Annotated in this window: 17 protein-coding genes; 9 read left to right on the forward strand and 8 right to left on the reverse strand. The window is 44.7% G+C overall.

Going from position 1 to position 19,952, the window contains the following annotated elements:
• Positions 1 to 71: 71 nt before the first annotated feature.
• The 4 genes from MSG33_RS06020 to fhuB are packed head-to-tail and all read left to right on the forward strand — an operon-like array spanning position 72 to position 5,899.
• Complete coding sequence (locus tag MSG33_RS06020) at positions 72 to 2,177, forward strand: TonB-dependent siderophore receptor (RefSeq protein ID WP_248380251.1); 2,106 nt, start codon at positions 72 to 74, stop codon at positions 2,175 to 2,177.
• Positions 2,178 to 2,229: 52 nt separating this feature from the next.
• Positions 2,230 to 3,015, forward strand: a complete 786-nt coding sequence (locus MSG33_RS06025; RefSeq protein ID WP_248380253.1) for an ABC transporter ATP-binding protein — start codon at positions 2,230 to 2,232, stop codon at positions 3,013 to 3,015.
• Complete coding sequence (locus MSG33_RS06030; RefSeq protein ID WP_248380255.1) at positions 3,006 to 3,935, forward strand: iron-siderophore ABC transporter substrate-binding protein; 930 nt, start codon at positions 3,006 to 3,008, stop codon at positions 3,933 to 3,935. The genes MSG33_RS06025 and MSG33_RS06030 overlap by 10 nt, the downstream gene beginning before the upstream one ends.
• Positions 3,932 to 5,899, forward strand: coding sequence for a Fe(3+)-hydroxamate ABC transporter permease FhuB (fhuB, locus tag MSG33_RS06035; RefSeq protein ID WP_248380257.1), 1,968 nt, complete (start codon positions 3,932 to 3,934; stop codon positions 5,897 to 5,899). Before MSG33_RS06030 ends, fhuB begins: the two co-directional genes overlap by 4 nt.
• 99 nt (positions 5,900 to 5,998) lie before the next feature.
• On the opposite strand, the gene MSG33_RS06040 is transcribed toward fhuB, so the two are convergent.
• The 8 genes from MSG33_RS06040 to MSG33_RS06075 form a co-directional block, all read right to left on the reverse strand.
• Entirely contained in the window at positions 5,999 to 6,847 is an 849-nt protein-coding gene (locus tag MSG33_RS06040) for a mechanosensitive ion channel family protein (protein ID WP_005392418.1), read from the reverse strand.
• A 96-nt stretch (positions 6,848 to 6,943) separates the two neighbouring features.
• Positions 6,944 to 8,284 (reverse strand): HlyD family type I secretion periplasmic adaptor subunit, encoded by a 1,341-nt coding sequence (locus MSG33_RS06045; protein ID WP_047008476.1) that lies wholly within the window; start codon positions 8,282 to 8,284, stop codon positions 6,944 to 6,946.
• Positions 8,259 to 9,977, reverse strand: coding sequence for a type I secretion system permease/ATPase (locus MSG33_RS06050; RefSeq protein ID WP_104970486.1), 1,719 nt, complete (start codon positions 9,975 to 9,977; stop codon positions 8,259 to 8,261). Before MSG33_RS06050 ends, MSG33_RS06045 begins: the two co-directional genes overlap by 26 nt.
• Positions 9,978 to 10,129: 152 nt before the next feature.
• On the reverse strand, positions 10,130 to 10,720 hold the full coding sequence (locus MSG33_RS06055) for a calcium-binding protein (protein WP_005392412.1): 591 nt from the start codon (positions 10,718 to 10,720) through the stop codon (positions 10,130 to 10,132).
• 207 nt (positions 10,721 to 10,927) lie between these two features.
• Positions 10,928 to 11,584: a LuxR C-terminal-related transcriptional regulator gene (locus tag MSG33_RS06060; protein WP_248380259.1), complete on the reverse strand. Its 657-nt coding sequence runs from the start codon at positions 11,582 to 11,584 to the stop codon at positions 10,928 to 10,930.
• A 228-nt stretch (positions 11,585 to 11,812) separates the two neighbouring features.
• A complete protein-coding gene (locus MSG33_RS06065) occupies positions 11,813 to 12,481 on the reverse strand; it encodes a LuxR C-terminal-related transcriptional regulator (protein ID WP_150917684.1) in 669 nt (222 codons plus the stop codon).
• A 248-nt stretch (positions 12,482 to 12,729) separates the two neighbouring features.
• Entirely contained in the window at positions 12,730 to 12,930 is a 201-nt protein-coding gene (locus MSG33_RS06070) for a restriction endonuclease subunit S (protein ID WP_005392406.1), read from the reverse strand.
• A gap of 55 nt (positions 12,931 to 12,985) precedes the next feature.
• Positions 12,986 to 14,902, reverse strand: a complete 1,917-nt coding sequence (locus tag MSG33_RS06075) for a methyl-accepting chemotaxis protein (RefSeq protein WP_005392399.1) — start codon at positions 14,900 to 14,902, stop codon at positions 12,986 to 12,988.
• 310 nt (positions 14,903 to 15,212) lie between these two features.
• Between MSG33_RS06075 and MSG33_RS06080 the strand changes: the two genes are divergently transcribed.
• The 5 genes from MSG33_RS06080 to MSG33_RS06100 form a co-directional block, all read left to right on the forward strand.
• On the forward strand, positions 15,213 to 16,169 hold the full coding sequence (locus tag MSG33_RS06080; protein ID WP_005392397.1) for a MoxR family ATPase: 957 nt from the start codon (positions 15,213 to 15,215) through the stop codon (positions 16,167 to 16,169).
• A 14-nt stretch (positions 16,170 to 16,183) separates the two neighbouring features.
• The gene (locus MSG33_RS06085) at positions 16,184 to 17,110 is read left to right on the forward strand and encodes a DUF58 domain-containing protein (RefSeq protein ID WP_248380261.1); all 927 of its coding nucleotides are present in this window, start codon (positions 16,184 to 16,186) and stop codon (positions 17,108 to 17,110) included.
• Positions 17,111 to 17,148: 38 nt separating this feature from the next.
• Positions 17,149 to 17,625, forward strand: a complete 477-nt coding sequence (locus tag MSG33_RS06090; protein ID WP_047008481.1) for a DUF4381 domain-containing protein — start codon at positions 17,149 to 17,151, stop codon at positions 17,623 to 17,625.
• Complete coding sequence (locus MSG33_RS06095; RefSeq protein ID WP_237309183.1) at positions 17,618 to 18,622, forward strand: VWA domain-containing protein; 1,005 nt, start codon at positions 17,618 to 17,620, stop codon at positions 18,620 to 18,622. Before MSG33_RS06090 ends, MSG33_RS06095 begins: the two co-directional genes overlap by 8 nt.
• Positions 18,615 to 19,952, forward strand: a 1,338-nt coding sequence (locus MSG33_RS06100; RefSeq protein ID WP_248380263.1) for a VWA domain-containing protein, incomplete at its 3' end; no start/stop codon positions are given. The genes MSG33_RS06095 and MSG33_RS06100, both read left to right, overlap by 8 nt.

Consider the following 19,952-nt stretch of genomic DNA (forward strand, 5'->3'; position numbering starts at 1 on the left):
CGAAACAAAAGTTCAAATGATAATAATTACAATTAAGCTTAGCGTTAATCATAATTGTCGGGAATATATTTATGACAAAGAATAACTTACTGACCATCGCGATCCGTAACGCGTTGGTCTGTGCTTTGGCACCAACAGCAGCAGTGGTTGCATTCACAGCACAAGCTCAAGAAGACGTTGTACAAGATGACATTATTGCAATGGAGACCATTACGGTCACCGCGCAAGCACTTAAAGTAGAAACCCCTGCGGCAGAAACGCCGCGCAGCGTATCTATCATTTCTGAAGATGAACTTCGTGTTCGTGCACCGCAAAAATTGGACGAAGCATTACGCTACACATCTGGCGTAACCGCTCAGCCTTATGGCGCCGACAACGACACCGATTGGTTCAAAGTTCGCGGTTTTGATGCTGCTACTTACCTAAACGGCAACCGCCTATTCCGCGATGGTTACTACACATGGTTGGTCGAACCTTACGGCCTAGAAAGTGTGGAAGTGGTTAAAGGCCCATCAGCTATTCTGTTTGGTGAATCGGCACCAGGCGGTATCGTGAATGCGGTGCAGAAAAAACCAACGTTTACGCCTCAAGGTGAAGTAAAAGTCGAAGTAGGCAACAACCAACACCAGTCTGTAGGTTTTGACATTGCTGATGAAGCAAACGACGCTGGCACAATCCGCTACCGTTTGGTTGGCCTGATGACAAGCCAAGATGGCGAACTGGACGGCACTAACAACGAGCGTTTTTATCTAGCGCCAAGCGTCGAGTTCGACATTTCTGACCGTACAATGCTGACCATTTTGGCTACTTACCTTCGTGATGACGGTGTGCCAACCAACCCATTCTTCCCAGCAGCAGGAACTTTGATTGGTTCTAACTTTGGCAAAATCGATCCCTCGACTAACCTTGGTCAGCCAAACTACGATAAATACGAACGCACGCAGTTCTCTCTAGGTTACTTGCTAGAGCACGACATCAATGACACGTGGTCATTCTCTCAAAACCTCAACTACGGCTCCAATGAGTTGTACTTGCGCAGCTCTTACGCATTCTCAAACAACGATCCTGCGAAAGAAGAATTAGCGCAAGGCATCGTATTCCGTGACGGCAAAAACCAGAGCATCACATTCGACAATAACGCTGTCGGCAACTGGATGACTGACAACGCAGAGCACACGGTGCTTGTCGGTATGGATCTGCAATTCCACAAAACCGATGGCGACGAGCAGGACAACTACGCGTTTGGCACCATCAACCCGTGGAACCCAGTTTACGGCAACTTCACCCCTCTTGATCCTGCCAACAACGTGAAACGTGAGATTGAGAAATCTCAAGCAAGTGTCTACTCACAATACCAATTGAAACTGCATGAACAGTGGATTGGTAACATCGGTGCTCGTTACGACTGGGTGAAAACAGAAAACTCTGGCAAAGGCGCAGGCGTTGATCAAAACGAATCTCGTGATGATGGTCAGTTGTCTCTCAGCGCGGGTGTTATGTTCCTTGCAAACAATGGTCTGTCACCTTACGCAAACTACTCTCAGTCGTTTGAAGTGATCAGTACAATTGATACAGCAACCAATGAACTATACAAACCGCTAGAAGGCGAACAAGTAGAAGTAGGTGTGAAGTATGAGCCAGGCTTTATGGATGGCTTTTTCAACCTTGCATGGTTCGACATTACGCAAAAGAACGCGTTGGTGACTAACCCTTCAACATGGATCGCGACACAAACGGGGGAAGTGACTTCTCAAGGTATTGAGCTTGAAAGCACGGCGCAGCTAACCGACGATCTAAAACTGATGGCAAGCTACACCTACACTAAAGCGAAAACAGATGAGAGTTTTGGCCAAGGTAAAAAACAAGCCGCACTTATTCCTGAACACCAAGCTTCAGCATGGGTAGACTACAGCGCCTACAGCCTGATTCCAGGCCTCAATATCGGTACTGGTGTGCGCTACGTAGGTGAGTCAAAAGATAACCCTAAGAGCTCGAACCTAACTGTTCCTTCAGTCACTCTTTGGGATGCGTCAGTCACTTACGACATCACTTCACAGTGGCAAGCACAGCTAAACGTGAACAACATTCTGGATAAAGAGTTTGTTTCAGGTTGCGATTACTGGTGTTACTACGGCCAGTCTCGCTCTGTCATGCTAAACGCAAACTACCGCTGGTAATTGAACTTTCTACTCCCCTCTCTTGAGGGGAGTTTTCTCCTAAGAGTCATCCATGTTTCAACTGTCTAATATTGAGATCGTTCGAGGTGGACGTCAGATCCTCGGCATCGACCAACTTAACATCCCAACGAATGAACTAACTGTCGTTTTGGGCCATAACGGTTCAGGCAAATCGACACTGGTGAACTTGCTTTCTGGTCAAATGTCACCAGATAAAGGCACGGTAACACTAAACGACACTTCCCTTTCGTCACTCAAAACCAAAGAGCTGGCAAAGCAGATCGCCTATTTGCCACAAAAGCTGCCCTCCTCGGCTGGTTTAACGGTAGAAGAGCTAGTGCGCTTGGGCCGCTTTCCGTGGCGTGGCGCACTTGGTCGTTGGAAACCTGAAGACAAACAGATCATCACGCAGGCTATGGAACGAACAGGAGTTACACCTTTTGCTCAAGCTTTGGCGGATGACTTATCGGGCGGCGAGCGCCAACGCGCTTGGGTGTCTATGCTGTTGGCTCAACAATCACCAATTTTGATCCTAGATGAACCGACCTCCGCGCTCGATGTTCACCATCAATTTCAACTGATGGCGCTACTTGCAGAGCTGAATCGAACCGAGAACGTAGGCATTATCGTGATCCTGCACGATTTGAACTTAGCACTGCGCTACGCAACGCACATTGTCGCGCTCAAAAAAGGTCAAATTGCCTTTGAAGGCACCGCCGACATGTTGTTAGATGAAGCGCGTTTGTCTGCACTTTACGAATCACCAATTAAGCTCATTGATCATCCAACTCCAGCCAACACATTGGCGAGCCAAAAGGTGGCTGTTGTATGCGCATAGTGGCTCGTTTACTTACTTTGGTTATGCAATCTGCCTTCCTATCGGCATTTTTTATGACCAACGCATATGCAAAAATCACCATTACCGATGAATATGGTGAGCATTGTTTTGAGCAAGCGCCACAACGCGTTGTTGCCTTAAACTGGGACATCTTAGAACAAGTTTTGGCGCTAAACGTAGAACCAATCGCAGCCCCAAATTTACCAGGCTACCGCCAATGGGTCGTCAATCCAACTGCACCAGAGTCAATTGAAGATATTGGAACCCGAGCAGAGCCCAACTTAGAAAAAATCGCCAGCTTGAAGCCAGATGTCATCCTTGCTGCGTCTCCACAACAAGACTTGATTCCATTACTCAAACAAATTGCTCCGGTAATCTATTTACCTAATTTTTCTGAAAGTGAGGCCGCAGCTGAAACGGCCATTCGTCACTTTCGTACGCTCGGCAAGCTATTCAATAAAGAGGCTCTTGCTGAACAGAAACTGGCAGAATTAGATGCTTCATTTGCGCAGATGCGCCAGCGAATTCGCCACTATTACTCTGAACCACTCAGTGTTCTTGTGATGCGATTTTCAACCCCGAATACTGTATTACTTGCAACCGAAAATTCCACCACAGACTACGTGGTCAGAAAGCTGGGATTACAGACTCCAATTAAAGAGGACCCACGTGCGTGGGGGGTAAAGCAAGATCGGATTAATCGACTTCAAAACCTTCAAAACAGCTACGTTCTCTACGTACAACCTTTCCCAGAAGAACGCAAACTGAAAGATTCATCACTTTGGCAAGCGATGCCGTTTGTAAAGAAGCAGCGGGTAAATTCAGTCAGAGCAGTGTGGGCGTATGGCGGTGCCATGTCTTTGCAATACACCGCTGAAGCGATTACCGACAGTCTAATAGAGTTGGCACCAAAGCAATGAGAACGAAACATTATATTGGTTACCTGGCGCTGATTACGTTACTTAGCGTCTTTAGTCTACAAATTGACACTAACTTATCACTCTTCGAACAGTGGCAATTATTAACAAAACCAGAGGTAGCGAGCGAATTTCGTGACGTATTTTTTACGCAAGCTCAGCTTCCTAGGTTAAGTATTACTCTACTTGTTGGTGCCATGCTTGGTCTCACTGGCAGCTTAATGCAGCAATTAACGCAGAATAACCTCACCTCTCCTTTGACTCTTGGCACCTCTTCTGGGGCTTGGCTTGCATTAGTCGTGGTAAACATTTGGTTTGTTGATTGGGTAGCCGACTACTCTGCATTAGCCGCAATGGTAGGCGCCTTAGTGGCGTTTGGCCTGATCGTATCTATTGCCGGTGTGCGTAATATGACAGGTTTGCCGTTGGTCGTTTCGGGGATGGTGATCAATATCTTGCTCGGTTCTATCGCCACAGCCATTATTATTTTAAACGCCCAGTTTGCACAGAATATTTTTATGTGGGGAGCGGGCGACCTTTCACAATACAGCTGGGATTGGTTTGAATGGTTGCTGCCACGCTCTGCTATTGCAATCGTCATTTTGATCGTCGCACCACGTATTCTGACCTTAATGAAACTAGGACAAGAAGGCGCAGCAGCCCGAGGCTTAGCGGTATTACCTGCTTTTAGCACGTTAATGGTGATGGGTATTTGGCTGGTATCTGCCTCAATCACTGCGGTTGGTATCATCAGTTTTATCGGCTTGTTAACACCAAACATCGCCCGTGCAATGGGAGCGAGAACGCCACGTGACGAATTGATCAGCAGCATGCTAATGGGCGCAATGCTATTAATCATCACAGACTCTGCCGCCATCTCGCTAAGCTTATGGTTAGAGGAAACCATTCCTAGCGGCGTAGCGGCTGCAGCTATTGGCGCTCCCGCTTTAATTTGGTTTACTCGTAAAAAGCTGACGGCAACCGATCAACTTAACCTTTCAATGAGCCAAGGAAAAACGGCGCTTTCTAAGCGCGCAGTTTGTAGCATTGCGCTATTCAGTCTGGTTGGGATTCTAGCTTACTCATTCGTTACCCATGGTATAAACGGGATCCAATGGTCCGTGCCAGGGGAGTTCCAATGGCAATTACGCTGGCCGCGAATGCTAACCGCACTTTCTGTCGGTATTGCGCTATCCGTTGCCGGAATCATTTTGCAACGCATTGTTTACAACCCTCTGGCCAGCCCAGATATTCTCGGTGTGTCTTCCGGAGCCACGTTTGCCATTATTACGACAGGAGTCATCGCTGGGTCACTTCTCTCCGCATTTAACTGGGGTATCGCTTTTTTCGGAAGTATGTCCGTATTGATGTTATTGCTGATTATCGGTAAACGAAGCCATTTTAATCCATCTAACTTCGTGTTGTCCGGCATCGCACTAACGGCACTATTAGAAGCCCTTGTTCAATTTTCGCTAGCTCAAGGTTCTGGTGACAGTTACAAAATTTTATTGTGGCTAACTGGTTCAATTTATCGAGTCACAGCCGACACCGCACTGATGCTATGTTTGGCAATAATGGTTCTGCTTACCGCTGTATTCGCGATTTCTCGCTGGCTAACATTAATTTCCATCGGACGACAATTCTCAAATGCACGAGGACTTAACCCCACCGTAGCCAATACGCTAATGCTCACCATCGTTGCTTTATTATGCGCCTTTTCTACCGCTACAGTTGGTCCGATATCTTTTGTTGGCTTGGTCGCTCCCCATATGGCGATGATGTTAGGAGCAAGAAAAGTGAAAGAGCAACTAAGTGTCGGAGCCTTAATTGGTGCAACCCTAATGTTGTGGGCAGATTGGCTGGGACAAATCGCTATTTATCCAAGTCAGGTCGCAGCTGGCACACTGGTCGCTATTTTAGGCAGTACTTACTTTCTGTTTTTAATGCTGAAAAGTAAATTCAGCTAAGTATTCAGGGAATATAGTTAGAGCTGGAAATACCGTTAGAAAAACAAACCCCGCTATGTTTGATAGCGGGGTTTGTTTTAACTGGCGTACGACACTTCTCTATTTTTCACTCACCACAGGAAAGCGCTGCTCATAAAGTTCCATAAAGTCTTTACGAATCAAATGCTCCAAGTGGTTAGCTTTATCGGTCGGGCAGAAAATCATAACATGCAAAATCTGCTCACCATTGATATTGCTAGAAATATGCATATGTGGCTCTGCACCGGGAAGATCGACCCCAGCGTGTTTTTCAATCATCGCATTGTAGCGATGTGCAACATCACTGAAGTAGCTACAATGCTCTTCAATCTTGTCGGTCAAGATTGGTAACAGAGGATACAAATTAACGAAGTCTTTCACCACGATAGAGAAATTGTGGTAGACGTAGCGCTTCATAAAATTGAGGTTCTTTACTGGGTAAGTAAAAAACATACTATTGGGTAAGGTCGCGGTTTTTCCGGTGTAGTGATATTGACCATGGTGCAGGTCGATCTCTTGAATCACCGTCGCCATCATATTGTGCTCGATCACTTCGCCGCACAGTTTACCGACCTCAATCCAGTCACCGACACGAAAAGAACGTGAGCTTGCTCTTTGAATCGAGCCTGTAAAACACAAAATTATCTCTTTGGATGCCACAACAATGGCAACCGCTATCGCCGTGACACTTAGAGCAAACTCGTTTATTTCTGATTGCCATAAAATAAATAAAATCAGTAATGTAACGGCAAAGGTGCCGTTCTTAGTTCTGGACATCCAGCTGCGCTGATCTTCAGAAAGAAAGGCATGGTCACCACGAATCATCGATAAAATGGTACGACGAATTAACCACATAATCACAAAGATCAGTGCGGTAAAAATCAGTTTATGAGTGAGAAGAAAATCGACGACTAACTGCACTTTCTCCATTCCACGGCTCCCTTAGAATTAAAATACGGCCTAGTAACGGGTAACCATAACAAATTATTTTGTCAGTTGTCCGTGTTCACTCAAGTACTTTTGAGATTACTCCTCTCTAAAGGCGCGATTCATGCTTTCAGTGATTGGCTTTATTAAATAACTTAAAGGCGTTCGCGGTTCAGATAAAATAAGCACTTCCGCGTTCATTCCTGAAGTTAAGCGGTGTTTGGCTACATCTTCTTGCGAAATTGCAATTCTAGCGAGGTAAAAATCCTCTTGGTTTTCTTGTGAAAGCTTATCCGCAGAAATCGTTAACACCGTGCCGTCTAATGGTGCCAACGTTCTAGCATTCAGAGCGGTCAGACGAACATGCGCCTGCTGACCTGGGTTAACTAAATCGATATCCTGAGGATTCACGCGAGCCTCGACTAACAACTTATCGTCTTGAGGAACCAACTCTAATAGCGTTTCACCCGAACCAATCACACCTTTCTCGGTAAACACCTGCATGTTGACCACACGGCCTGCAATAGGTGCATTGATGGTTGTTCTCGCTACAATATCTTGGGCTGAGCGATACTCTTCACGAATGGCTACGATTTCCTTTTTGGTGTTTCGTAGCTCCTCGACAATCTCATTCAGTCTTTCAAGCTTCAACTCTTCAATTTGCGCTTGGTTTTCATCCAACCTTTTGCTTACTGTGAGTGATTGTCTGTCTAACTGACTTAAGGTACTCCGCACTTCCGCTGCAAGACGTTTGAGTTGAAGTAAGGTGGATTTACCCGAAAAACCTTTTTGAACTAGAGCTTGGTTACTGTCTATTTCTTCGGCGATAAAATTGAGTCTTTCTCTCTCAATTACTTTGGTTTGCTGGAGGTTTTCCAGCTCCAAATTTGCCCCAGAAATACTCTGCTCAATGATGCTCAGCTTACTATCAAAGAATCGCTTTCTCGCTTCAAAGATCTTGTTTTGAACCAGTTGAGCTTCTTGGACGATATCGACGCGAGGAATACTTTCAAGATCATCAGACCATACGATCGTTGGCAATTCATCTAGCTCAGCACTTAGACGGTTTTCCTTCGCTAGAGTATGAATAAACTGACCACTTAATGAATCCAACTTCGCCATAGCTTGTCGCTTAGAGAGTTGAATTAATAATTGACCTTTTTCAACTAAGTCCCCCTCCTGCACGTACAGCTTTTCAATAATGCCGCCTTCTAGATGTTGAATTTCTTGGCGCTTAGTGAGAACAGACAAATCGCCATAAGCAATCGCAGCACTCTCTAATTTCGCTGTCGCAGCCCAGTAGCCTAGACCGCCAAGAAAAACACTTAGCGTCACCACACCGAGTAAAATTGGCTTTCGAAAGCTTAGTTTCGCTTGCGGACTAAAACGATAAACGGTTTCAGACGGATGCTGATTAACGGCTGGCAGTTGATTGCTCATTTCTTACCCTTGGAATATCTGTTCTTTCTTCGCCCATCAAGCGTTTTAATACTTCATCTTTATCACCGTATAATTTGACTCGACCTTCAGCCAAATACAGCAATCTATCCATTTGTCGTAATGTACTCGGATTATGGGCAATGACGATAATCGTTGATCCTTGCGCCTTTAAATGGGCAATCAAACGTTGATATGCAGCCTCTCCTTCACCATCAAGGTTGGCATTAGCTTCATCGAAAATCACAATAGATGGATCGCCATAAACGGCTCTTGCAAGTGCGATTCTCTGCCTTTCTCCTCCAGATAAACCACGGCCATTTTCGCCAATAACGAAATCATAGCCTTTGTTTTTCTTGAGTATTAATTCATGACATCCTGCTAGTTGCGCCGCCTTAATGACTTTAGCGGGGTCTTCTTCTTTGAAGCGCGCGATGTTCTCCCGAATTGTGCCAGGAAACAACTCTACTTCTTGAGCGAGATAACCAAAATGGGCGCCGCGATCTTCCGATGCCCAAGTAGACACTTCCATACCATCAAGCGTAACCTTACCTGCTAATGGCTTGATCGTACCTAATAACAACCGAGCAAACGTCGATTTACCAGTACCAGAAGGGCCAATAACTCCGACAGCGACTCCGGGAGGCATAGATAAGTTGATCGATGAGAGTACAGGCTCTGCTGTGCCAGGATGGCGATAAGCAAGTCCAGTAAGTTCATAGTGCCCTTTTGGCTTTGGCAGTGGCATATTCGATTCATCTTGGCGCACGATTGCGTCGATTTCTTTTAGTCGTTTATACGCGCCTTTAGCAGACATAGCACTTCGCCATGTTCCAATCGCCTGCTCCATCGGCGAGAGTGCCCGACTCATTAAAATGGAACTCGCGATCATCGCTCCCGCAGTAATCTCATGTTGGATCACTAACCATGCTCCGCCTCCCAACAAAAAGATCTGTAGTGAACCACGTACAAACTTAGAAAAGTTAGCCATGTAAATGGACTTACCTGCCACTCGCTCTTCGAGCACATTGACTTCATTCACGCGCGACTGCCATTTCTCTAAAAACGCGTTCATCATCCCCATCGCAAGAATTGAATTGGCATTTTGCGTGGCTAGCTCGGCGTTGTTGATATGAGAGATCGCCCTAACTTCACTTTCTTGCATGGTTTTACGCGTCATTAGCTCATTGAGTAGCCCGAGACTAAACAATACGATAGACCCGAGTAACGCGATGTGACCCAATACTGGGTGCAATAAATATACGAACAAAATAAACAGCGGTGTCCAAGGCGCATCCAATAGTGGATAGGGTGCTTGGCTGCTCAAAAAGCTTTTGATGTTCTGAATATCTCGCAGCGTTTGCGAGGTGTAACTCTTCCCTGTGTGCGATTGGTATTGAATGCTGCGCTTAAGCATAAAAGTGGACAGTTTGGTGTCCATCCAATAACCAAATGATTTACTCATTTGCGCGCGAGCGATATCAATAATCGACATGGTTAGTAACGCGACAATCACGATAATAGTGAGCAAAAGTAGAGTATCGGTTGAATAGGAGGATATCACTCGGTTGTACACTTGAAGCATGTACAAGGGAATCGAGAGGACTAGTATGTTGATAAAAAGGCTAAAAGCGATTAGCAAGCCCGCAAGCGTGCATAGTTTTTGTCTCACTTCTTTGAAAACCGTTTTTTGCACGACTATTTCCGTTTAAATTGAAAATGTAGGCGCTAGCAAAAGCTAGCACCTAACTTAAGACAGCCTCAAATACACTCTAGAATGACCGAGTTAGTTCACCTCAGCGTGACAGAGCCACACAAACTAATCCCATTTAGAGTGATTTAAGTCATTTAGATTGCAAATAAATCCGCACCGTAAGTATTGATGTCAGTTTCGGTAACGCCAATGAGTTTCACGGTTAGATCAGCACCATCGGTAAACACGGCATTACCTACAGCATCATAGCTAAAGCTTAAATCACCGAAGTCTGTGACCGAGTCGCTAATAATGTGCAAAGAATCTTCACCAATGGTGAAATCCACAACTTTTGCTTCGCCATGGCCACCAAACTTATCCGTGAACACAAACTTATCGCCATTGCTGCCGCCAACTAGAACATTATCACCAGAACCAGCTACAAGAATATCTTCACCGACGCCGCCATTTAGTTTGTTGTCACCCAACAAACCCAAAAGCAAATCATTACCTGTACCACCGCCGAGGTAATCGTTTCCTGTACCAGCCCTTAGGATGTCATCACCAGCACCACCAGTTAGGCGATCATCACCGTCGCCGCCGATCACATAATCGTTACCGCCACCGCCAACAAACGAATCATTACCACCAAAACCAATAAACAAGTCATCGCCGCCATCGAAATCAGCAAATTGGTTATTTACACCTGCATCGCCTAGATACGTGTCATTGTCACTTGTGCTCATTTTTATTCCCTCTTGTCTTAATAATTGAATAGACCTTTTATTCTATGTCTGAGTAGATTTGTAACAGACATGAGAAGTCTAATAGTCAACCGAATAGGAATAAGTTTGAATATGGGATGATATTTCAGACTGACATTTTAATAATAAATATAAAACTTAGTACTTTATAGAGTATTTTCTTTTTATTACAGTAAGTTAATACTAGTACTACAGGTTTCGCCTAGCCCAACTTGTTGCTTGTGTACGGTTCTTTACTTCTAACTTTCTAAAAATATTGTATAGATGTGATTTAATAGTATGCTCACTGATAAATAAAGAATCAGCAATTTCCATATTTGAGCCTCCTTCTTTCAACATTTTTAAAACTTGAATTTCACGCCGAGTAAGCTCTACCTCGATAGCAGGCTCAATAATGCTATTCTCTTCTTTTCCTCGATAATAATTAACCAGCTGATCCAGTAATCTTCGAGACAGCCAATTATCTCCTTTTATTATTGCTTTTAACCCCTGACACACCTTATCCATGGAGTCTCCCGGACCGAATATACCCTTTACATGCGGCCATGAGGCGAGTTCTTCTGTGTCTAAGTCATAACCTAAATTAAGCATTATGGTTCCTAGCACTTTATTACTATCTTTTAAATAAACTAAAGTTTCGGATGGAATCTCAACTGAAAAATCAACAAGCAAAAAGTAGCGTTCCGGAATGAGTTCGTGATAACTAGGGTTTTTAGTATCTATGATCGTTATTTTAGTTTCTATATTTTTAGAAAGCATTTCCTTAAAGTTTTCACTCTGTAAACTTTGTTGAGTGAGCATTAGGACTTCAGGCTTTTCCATATACTGTTCCATAATGTTTCTCATACTTTCAGTGACTTAACATTCTTAAATTAGTCGTTAATCGTCCGCACTTAGTGTGATATGTAAGTGCTAGTCCACAGAGTAAAGTTATTTGCTACTTTTTTAAATTCCAAAGTTATTAAAAAGAGAATCAAAAAAAGTGTTTCTCATAAAAGAAACACTTTTAACACATTTAGGTCACAGTAATGATTAAGAATTCACTAAATTAAATAACGCAATATTTCAAGGACATTACACTGTTAACGAGTTATCCGAAATATTTTCTTTCGCCCAAATAAGTGCTTGGACTCTATTTTTTACTTCAATCTTCTTGAAAATATTGTGTAAATGAGTCTTTACCGTATTCTCGCTCACAAATAGTTGTTCAGCAATTTGTTGATTGGAAGCCCCCATAGAGAGAAAGGTAATTATTTGTTGCTCTCGTTTGGTCAAAATAGCGGGAACATTCTTATTTATCGGTTTGCAGTGGCGACGAAGGTGAGTAATGTATTGCTGAGAAAACTTACGGCTGAACCACATATCCCCCTGAAGCACCTTACCAATCCCAACTTGCAGCGTTTTTATATCATCAGAGGTATAGAAAATACCTGCTAGAGTACGCCAAGCAAAAAGATCTTCAGTCGAAATGGATTGATCACAATTAATTAAGATTTCGAGCGTATCTTTCTGTTGCGACTCTTTAAATTCCGAATAACGCCGAAAGATTTCATCAGTGATCACGCTGCAATCAACAATAATGGCTGACGCTAAAGGCGAATCTAACGCTCCGTGAATAAGAGAGTCTGGTGTGATTAGAGCAACACTAATACCGAGTTTGGTTTCCAATACATCTTTCAGCAGAGATGACTGCAGACTGCCCTCCGTGATTAAAATGACATTTCTTGTTTTTTGTTGCTCCATCCTGATCGCATTCCCTTGGTCGCTTTTATTGAAATACGCAATAGATTTAGATAGAGCAGTAGTATTGTCAAGTATGAAAATAACTAGTACTAATTAATAACTCATTGAAGTGTCAATAATTTTTAAGTGGCAGGTCTGTAAGAGGTATTAGCATTTTTCAGGCATTAAAAAAGGGAGCATACACTCCCTTTTTTGTATTTGAGTTGGTGATTTTGTCGCGCCCGTTAGAGCCGAAACCTCACCCTAGCTTAGTGAACTGGAACAGAGTTTTTTTGGTTAAATTTACCAAAGTGTTGCTCTAACACTTCTGGCGTCAACTTACCTTCTGCTTCCAGCTTTTTTAGCTCAGCGACGATCGCTTTTTGCTCTTCTAGCGACGGCAGTTTTACTTCTGGCTCCTGAGCGGCTTCCTGAGAAATCTGCTCTAGTTCTTTTTCGAAGTCATTCATAGTACTTACCTAAATTTAGTTAGTGAACTTTAAACTTCGGCTATTCTATCCAACTCTATAGCTTGAAGCTACCAACCATCTTGTCCAGACGTGAAGAGAGCGCTTGAAGATCACGACTTGCATCCGCCAGCTCTTCTGCCGTTGCCGTTGTCATTTCATTGATCGCGTTGATTTCTTCAATGTTTTGGTTAATGGTATGCACCACAGTGGATTGCTCTTCCGTCGCCGTCGCAACTTGCGTATTACGATCAGAGATGTCTGTAATTCGCTCAGAAATATTGACTAACACTTCCACTGCTTCATCGGTTGAAGCGACCCCTTCAATAGTGACCGCTTTACCCGCTTCCATCGCACTTACCGCATCTTGTGCGTCACTTTGAAGTTGGTTGATCATCCGTTGGATCTCTTCTGTTGAATCAGCCGTGCGTGACGCTAGGTTTCTTACCTCGTCAGCAACCACCGCAAAACCACGACCTTGCTCTCCAGCACGTGCAGCCTCAATCGCGGCGTTCAACGCAAGCAAGTTGGTTTGTTCTGATATGTCACGAATTACGCCCAGAATCGAGCCAATATCTTTAGTTGTCGATGCCAGCTGCGTGACGACAATATTGGTCGTTTCTACGTCATCAGCTAGGCGGCTAATCACCTCTTTGGCTTTCATAACCACTTCACGACCCGTTTGAGTATTATCAGAAGCCTGATTTGCCGTATCGGCAGCAGTAGCCGCGTTCGATGCAATTTCGCTGATGGTCGCACCCATCTGGTTAATCGCCGCAACAACTTGAATGGTTTGATCACGTTGCTCTTGGCTGTTGTCATGTGTGGATGTTGCTTTCGTCGAAACACTTTCTGCCGCTTGACTTAATGAGCCACTGGTCAAAGCAACTTCTTTCATTGTGGCGTGGATCTTCTCAATAAATCCGTTGAAGCCTTTTGAAAGCTGAGCAATTTCATCATTACCCTGAATTTCAATGCGCTGCGCCAAGTCGCCTTCACCTTGCCCAAGGTCGGTAAAACGATCGGCAATCAGTCGAATTGGTTTAGTAATACTATTTGCCAACCATACGCCCATCAGAATGAATACAACGGCGACAATGATGGTCGTAAACAGCATTTTTTGCGCAGTAGCATTTAGGTCCGCGAAGACTTCATCGACAGGAACTACACCAATGACAAACCAATTCATTGAAGGAACATACAAACTGGAAACAAACGTGTCCTGCCCTTCAAAGTCCACATTAATCAAATTGAAGCTGTTTTTATTCAGCAGTGCACTCGCATCACTACCAAATAGCTTGGTGATAGAAGTTTGGTTTTTACCTTGTTGACGATGTATTTGAATCTCACCCTGTTCGTTAGTGAGGAACACATAACCCGTATCTTCAATTTTAAACCCATTGAGCAGCGCAACCATGTCGTCCATCGACTTTGAAAGACCTGACATTGATGTACCATTTAAGTCTTGGTAGTTGGCAAACATTTTTACTTCGCCGTTTGCCTCTTGGAAAACGCTCACTGACGTTTCTTGACCAGAAGACGTAAAGCCAAAGAACCAAGCATCTTGAGTTCGATTAAGCTGACGCAAGAACCCGTTTTGATTCCAGTAATATGCCGTTTGACGATTGGCTACCGACGCATCATTAAGTCCGTACTGGGATTTAACGTTATTGAGCTGCTGAACTAACTGAACTTCTACCGACGGGTCGCGGTCTGTATTAGATAGGGCTTCGACAATAAACTCGTTTGTTGCGAGCTGTTTTGCGGCTTGTTGCATTTCTACAACTTCGCGGTCAATTTCTGTATTGATTTGCTGCAGCATCGCAGGTAGTTCGATATCAATTAGACGGTGGCTCAACACATCTCTTGCATGACGCTGAGCCATAACACCAACGATAATTGTTGATGCTAAAACAGCAAACGTAATACCAAGTACAACCTTCTGTTTGATGCTCAAGGAATGAAGTTTCAACATATTCGGACCTTTTAAAAGAATCACTTGTTATTGGCCCCATAAGGGGAATCTGGTGCATATCTCATGACACGCACATCACAGAAACTTTATCGGCTCACATATACAAAACTAGAGGCATTTCTCACTATATTATGAAAAATAAATGTAACGCTCTGTCAGATAAGAACTTTCAGTGATAGCAAGTACTTGCAATTCTCTGCAGAGTCCCAATATTGAAAAGATAAATTGCGAAAGCGCATTGGAACTTTTTCCATCTGGAAAATGACCAATACTCAACACAAAAATCAAATGGATATCGAGAGTCCAAAGCATGCATAAATCTAACTTCGAAACTCTTCAGCAATACCTAGAGTCGCAGATCATTGGTCAGCAAGATCTAGTCAAACAACTGCTTGTTGCCCTTTTGGCAGATGGACATATTTTGGTTGAGGGCCCTCCTGGGCTGGCAAAAACCCGTGCAGTAAAATCACTCTCAGATTGTGTTGAAGGCGACTTCCACCGAATTCAGTTTACCCCTGACTTGCTGCCAGCCGATTTAACCGGCACCGATATCTTCCGCCCCGAAACCGGAGAGTTCACTTTCCAATCTGGTCCTATCTTCAATTCTCTTATCCTTGCGGATGAGATAAACCGTGCACCGGCCAAAGTACAAGCGGCGATGCTTGAAGCAATGGCAGAGAAACAAGTCACAGCAGGTCGCCATACTTACCCGTTGCCAGAGTTGTTTTTGGTCATGGCGACTCAAAACCCGATTGAACAAGAAGGGACTTATCCACTACCTGAAGCACAGCTAGATCGCTTTTTATTACATTTAGAAGTGGAATACCCAGATGCGGAGCATGAGCTATCTATCTTGCGTATTAACCGCGGTGAAGCAAAAGGCGAAACTACCGTCGAGCGCCCAATGTTAAGCCAACAAGATATATTCACTGCGCGTAAAGAAGTGTTGGATATTCATATGGCCGAAACGATAGAGCAGTACATCGTCCGTTTAGTTATGGCAACACGTCGAGCCAGCGAATATGACACTGAGCTGGATAAGTGGTTGTCAATGGGCGTTAGTCCACGTGCCACCATCGCTCTGGATCGTTGTGCCCGTGCGCACGCCTGGCTTGCAGGTCGTGATTTTGTGTCCCCAGAAGATGTTCAAACCATGGCTTATCCGGTTTTGCGCCACCGTTTATTACTGAGTTACCACGCTCAAGCGGAAGGCATTACGGCAAACCAAGTCATTGATAAGCTGCTAAACCTCGTTGGCAGTGCATAAGACGAGGGAGTGATATGTCCACAACGCATCCACTGCCACCTCATGCGAATGGGGTGACATTAACCCTTGAAGAGCTGCTGCAATACCGCACTCAATCTGTACGTTGGTTGCCACCAGCACAAAGTATCTGGTCGCAAATGAGCGGTAACCATACCAGCCTCCAAAAAGGGCGAGGCATGGATTTTATGGAAGTACGCCAATACCAACCTGGCGATGATATCCGCAGTATTGATTGGCGGGTAACTGCTCGTACAGGGAAAGCGCACACAAAGTTATTTGCAGAAGACAAAGAGCAAGCTGTGATTCTTTACCTTGACCTGAGTCCTAGCCTGCATTTTGGGTCTAAGTATATGCTTAAGTCGGTTCAATTGGCCCACTTTGCCAGCGTGTTGATTTGGCTCACTTTGGCTAAAAAGGATCGCATCGGTGCGGTGATTGACGATGGACATCAATGTTTTGAGTTTCGCCCTTCCTCTCTACAAAAACAGGGGCTGCGGATTCTTAATGCTATCGTCGATACACATAACGCGCAGGTGGCTCGTACTGCCAACAACGAGGCTCGTACACTGCAGTATACTCAGGTGTTAGAAACACTTCATACACTGACACCTAAGGGCAGCGAACTGATTATGCTCAGCGACTTTGCCCACATAAGCGCAGCAGAGTTGACGCAGTTACGTCGACTAAAACAGCACAACAGTGTGAGGGCTATTCAGTTTTATGATCCTTTAGAAAGAGGTGAAACAAACTTTAGAGGTCAAGTAAAAGCCTCGGATGGCCAACGTAGTCAATGGTTCAACTTTGGCTCCAAGGGCCAAAGAAAGGAACTCGAAACACACTTTACTCAACACCAAGAAACCATTAAACAGCAATGCCATTCGATGGCGATTCCATTTAACACGCTATCAAGTGGTTGGCCCTTGATTTCACAATTAAGCTAACAAACTGTACAAGCAGCATTTATTAAGCAGTAATAATAATGACAACAAACAACCAAAGCCTAGACCTTGAACCTCTGATTTTACCAAACGCTCCGGATTGGTTTCCGCTCGCTTGGGGATGGTGGGCAGTGCTTGCGGCCACCGTACTTTTCGTTTTCAGCATTTATCTTTATACGAAATGGCGTAAAAAACGCCTACGCGCGCAAAAGGCAGCCTTAAAACTTTTAACTCAATCTGTCACACCTCATACCCCTTCCTCTGCTCTAGAAATATTGCGTCAGGCGGCATTGAGTTACTTTCCGCGTGAAGAAATCGCACCATTAACTGGAATCGCTTGGTATGAGTTTCTCGATAGCCATACAAAAGAAACTCGATTCGTAGACAAACAACATCAGTGGCAAGAAGCGCTGTATCAGAAATCCTCTCAAGAAAATCATCAAAGCTTGGTCGATGATTGTGTCTTTTGGATAACTCACGCTTTGCCACCAAAGAAAAAGGCAAATAACCGTGACTGAGCAAACACTCATAACCGAACTTGCCCAATGGCTAAACATTGAATTTGTCTGGTGGTGGGCACTATTTTTGCTGCCTGTCCCCTGGCTGGTATACAAGCTCCTGCCACAAGAATCTCAACAAGCCGAGATCAAATTGGCGTACTTACCAACTAATGAGAATGGCAGCAAGCCTAGGCAAGCCCTGCAAAAATCACTATCAATGGCGATCTGGGTTCTTCTTATCATTGCTTGTGCGCGTCCAGTTTGGTTTGGTGATCCAGTTGAGTTCCAACCCAAATATCGGGACTTGATGTTAGTCGTCGACCTATCTGGCTCGATGCAGCAAGAAGACATGGAGCTCAACGGCGAATACATCGACCGCCTCACCGCTGTCAAAAAAGTTCTATCGGATTTCGTGGCAAAAAGAAAAGGTGATCGTCTCGGGGTTGTTTTGTTTGGCGATCACGCGTATTTGCAAACGCCACTCACTGCAGACCGTAAAACCGTCATGCAGCAGATTAATCAAACCGTCATCGGCCTGGTTGGTCAACGAACCGCCATTGGTGATGGCATTGGTCTAGGCACGAAAACCTTTGTAGACAGTGATGCTCCGCAACGAGTCATGATTTTGCTTAGTGACGGCAGCAACACTGCCGGTGTGCTCGAACCGCTCGAAGCAGCGGAAATCGCAAAAAAATACAAAGCGACCATTTACACCGTAGGCGTAGGTGCTGGTGAAATGATGGTGAAAGAGTTTTTCATGACTCGTAAGGTTAACACCGCAGCCGACTTGGATGAGCAAACACTAACTAAAGTGGCAGAGATGACTGGTGGACAATATTTTCGGGCGCGAGATACTGATCAGCTCGAAAAGATCTACGACACGATCAACCAGCTCGAGCCCGTGTCAAGCGACACGCAAACTTGGCGTCCGCAGTCAGAATGGTTCCCATACCCATTAAGCGCTGCATTCGTACTGTCGGTATTGTTATTCCTACTGAGGAGAAAACATGGCTGAGTTTATTTTCCTTAACACTTATTGGCTTTTGGGGCTTATCGCAATCCCTATTGCGCTCTTGCTCAATCACAAATTTAGAGCAAAAAAATCGACACTGATTGCCCCTCACCTAGCTAAAGTGCTCGGACAAAACACGCAGTCCAAACACTATTTTATTCTCTGGGGCGTAGCTTGGGCCATTGCCTGTATTGCGCTAGCGGGACCAAGCTGGCAATCCAACGCTCGCCCAAGCTTTGAGTTAAACCAAAACCGCATTTTGGTGCTTGATATGTCTCGCTCGATGTTCGCTACGGACATCAAGCCTAATCGACTCGCGCAAACACGTTATAAGGCGCTGGACTTACTTCCTAAATGGAAAGAAGGGGCTACGGGTCTTATTACTTACGCTGGCGATGCCTATAACTTAAGTCCACTGACGACTGATTCCAGTACGCTTGCCGGCATTATCGAGAATTTGTCACCAGAGCTAATGCCTTTTCAAGGGGCAAACCTGCCTTCCGCAATTGAATTAGCGCTCAACCAGTTCTCTCAAGCAGGTGTGCAACAAGGCGACATCATCGTGTTAGCTGATGACCTTGATGAGTCAGAACTGTCTCGCGCGTTGAATTTGGTCGAAGGTAAAAACATTCGGATCTCTGTTCTTGCAGTAGGAACCGCTAATGGTGCTCCCATCGCCCTACCCGATGGTTCTCTTTTAAAGACTGCACAAGGCACAACTGTCGTAGCGAAAACAAATCTGAAGAATTTACAAATACTAGCAAAGAAAACAGGTGGAATTTTTGTTCCTATTCAGCACACCAATCGCGATGTTGAGAACATTTCGGCCTTTACGAGCAACGTTGGCAGTCAACTTTCGGCCAAGAAGAGTGAAGAAGTGAGCACTGACTCTCGCTTAAACGGTGGCTTTTGGTTGCTGCCGCTGTTACTTCTGCCTGCAGCTTTACTGTTCCGAGGCGGCCTGATTTGGATGTTTGTGGCAACAATAATACCGATGACTTGGACACAACACGCCGAAGCAAATCCGTTCTTAAATGCCGACCAACGAGGAGCGGAACTCTACAAGCAAGGTGAGTATGAACAGGCGCAAAACCTATTTACAAACCCAAGCTGGAAAGGAGCCGCCAGTTACCAAAAAGGTGACTACGAAGCCGCTATCAAAGCATTTTCTCATGACTCCTCTCCTAACGGCCGCTATAACCTTGCCAACTCTCTGGCGCAAAATGGTCAATTAGAAGAAGCAGCAGAGCTTTATAAAAAACTGCTTGAAGAAACGCCCAACTTTGAAGCTGCAAAGAAAAACTTGTCGGTTGTGGAACAGAAGCTGAAACAG

The organism is Vibrio sp. 1CM7H (genome assembly GCF_023161645.1).
In the GTDB taxonomy this organism is placed as follows: Bacteria; Pseudomonadota; Gammaproteobacteria; order Enterobacterales; family Vibrionaceae; genus Vibrio; species Vibrio diabolicus.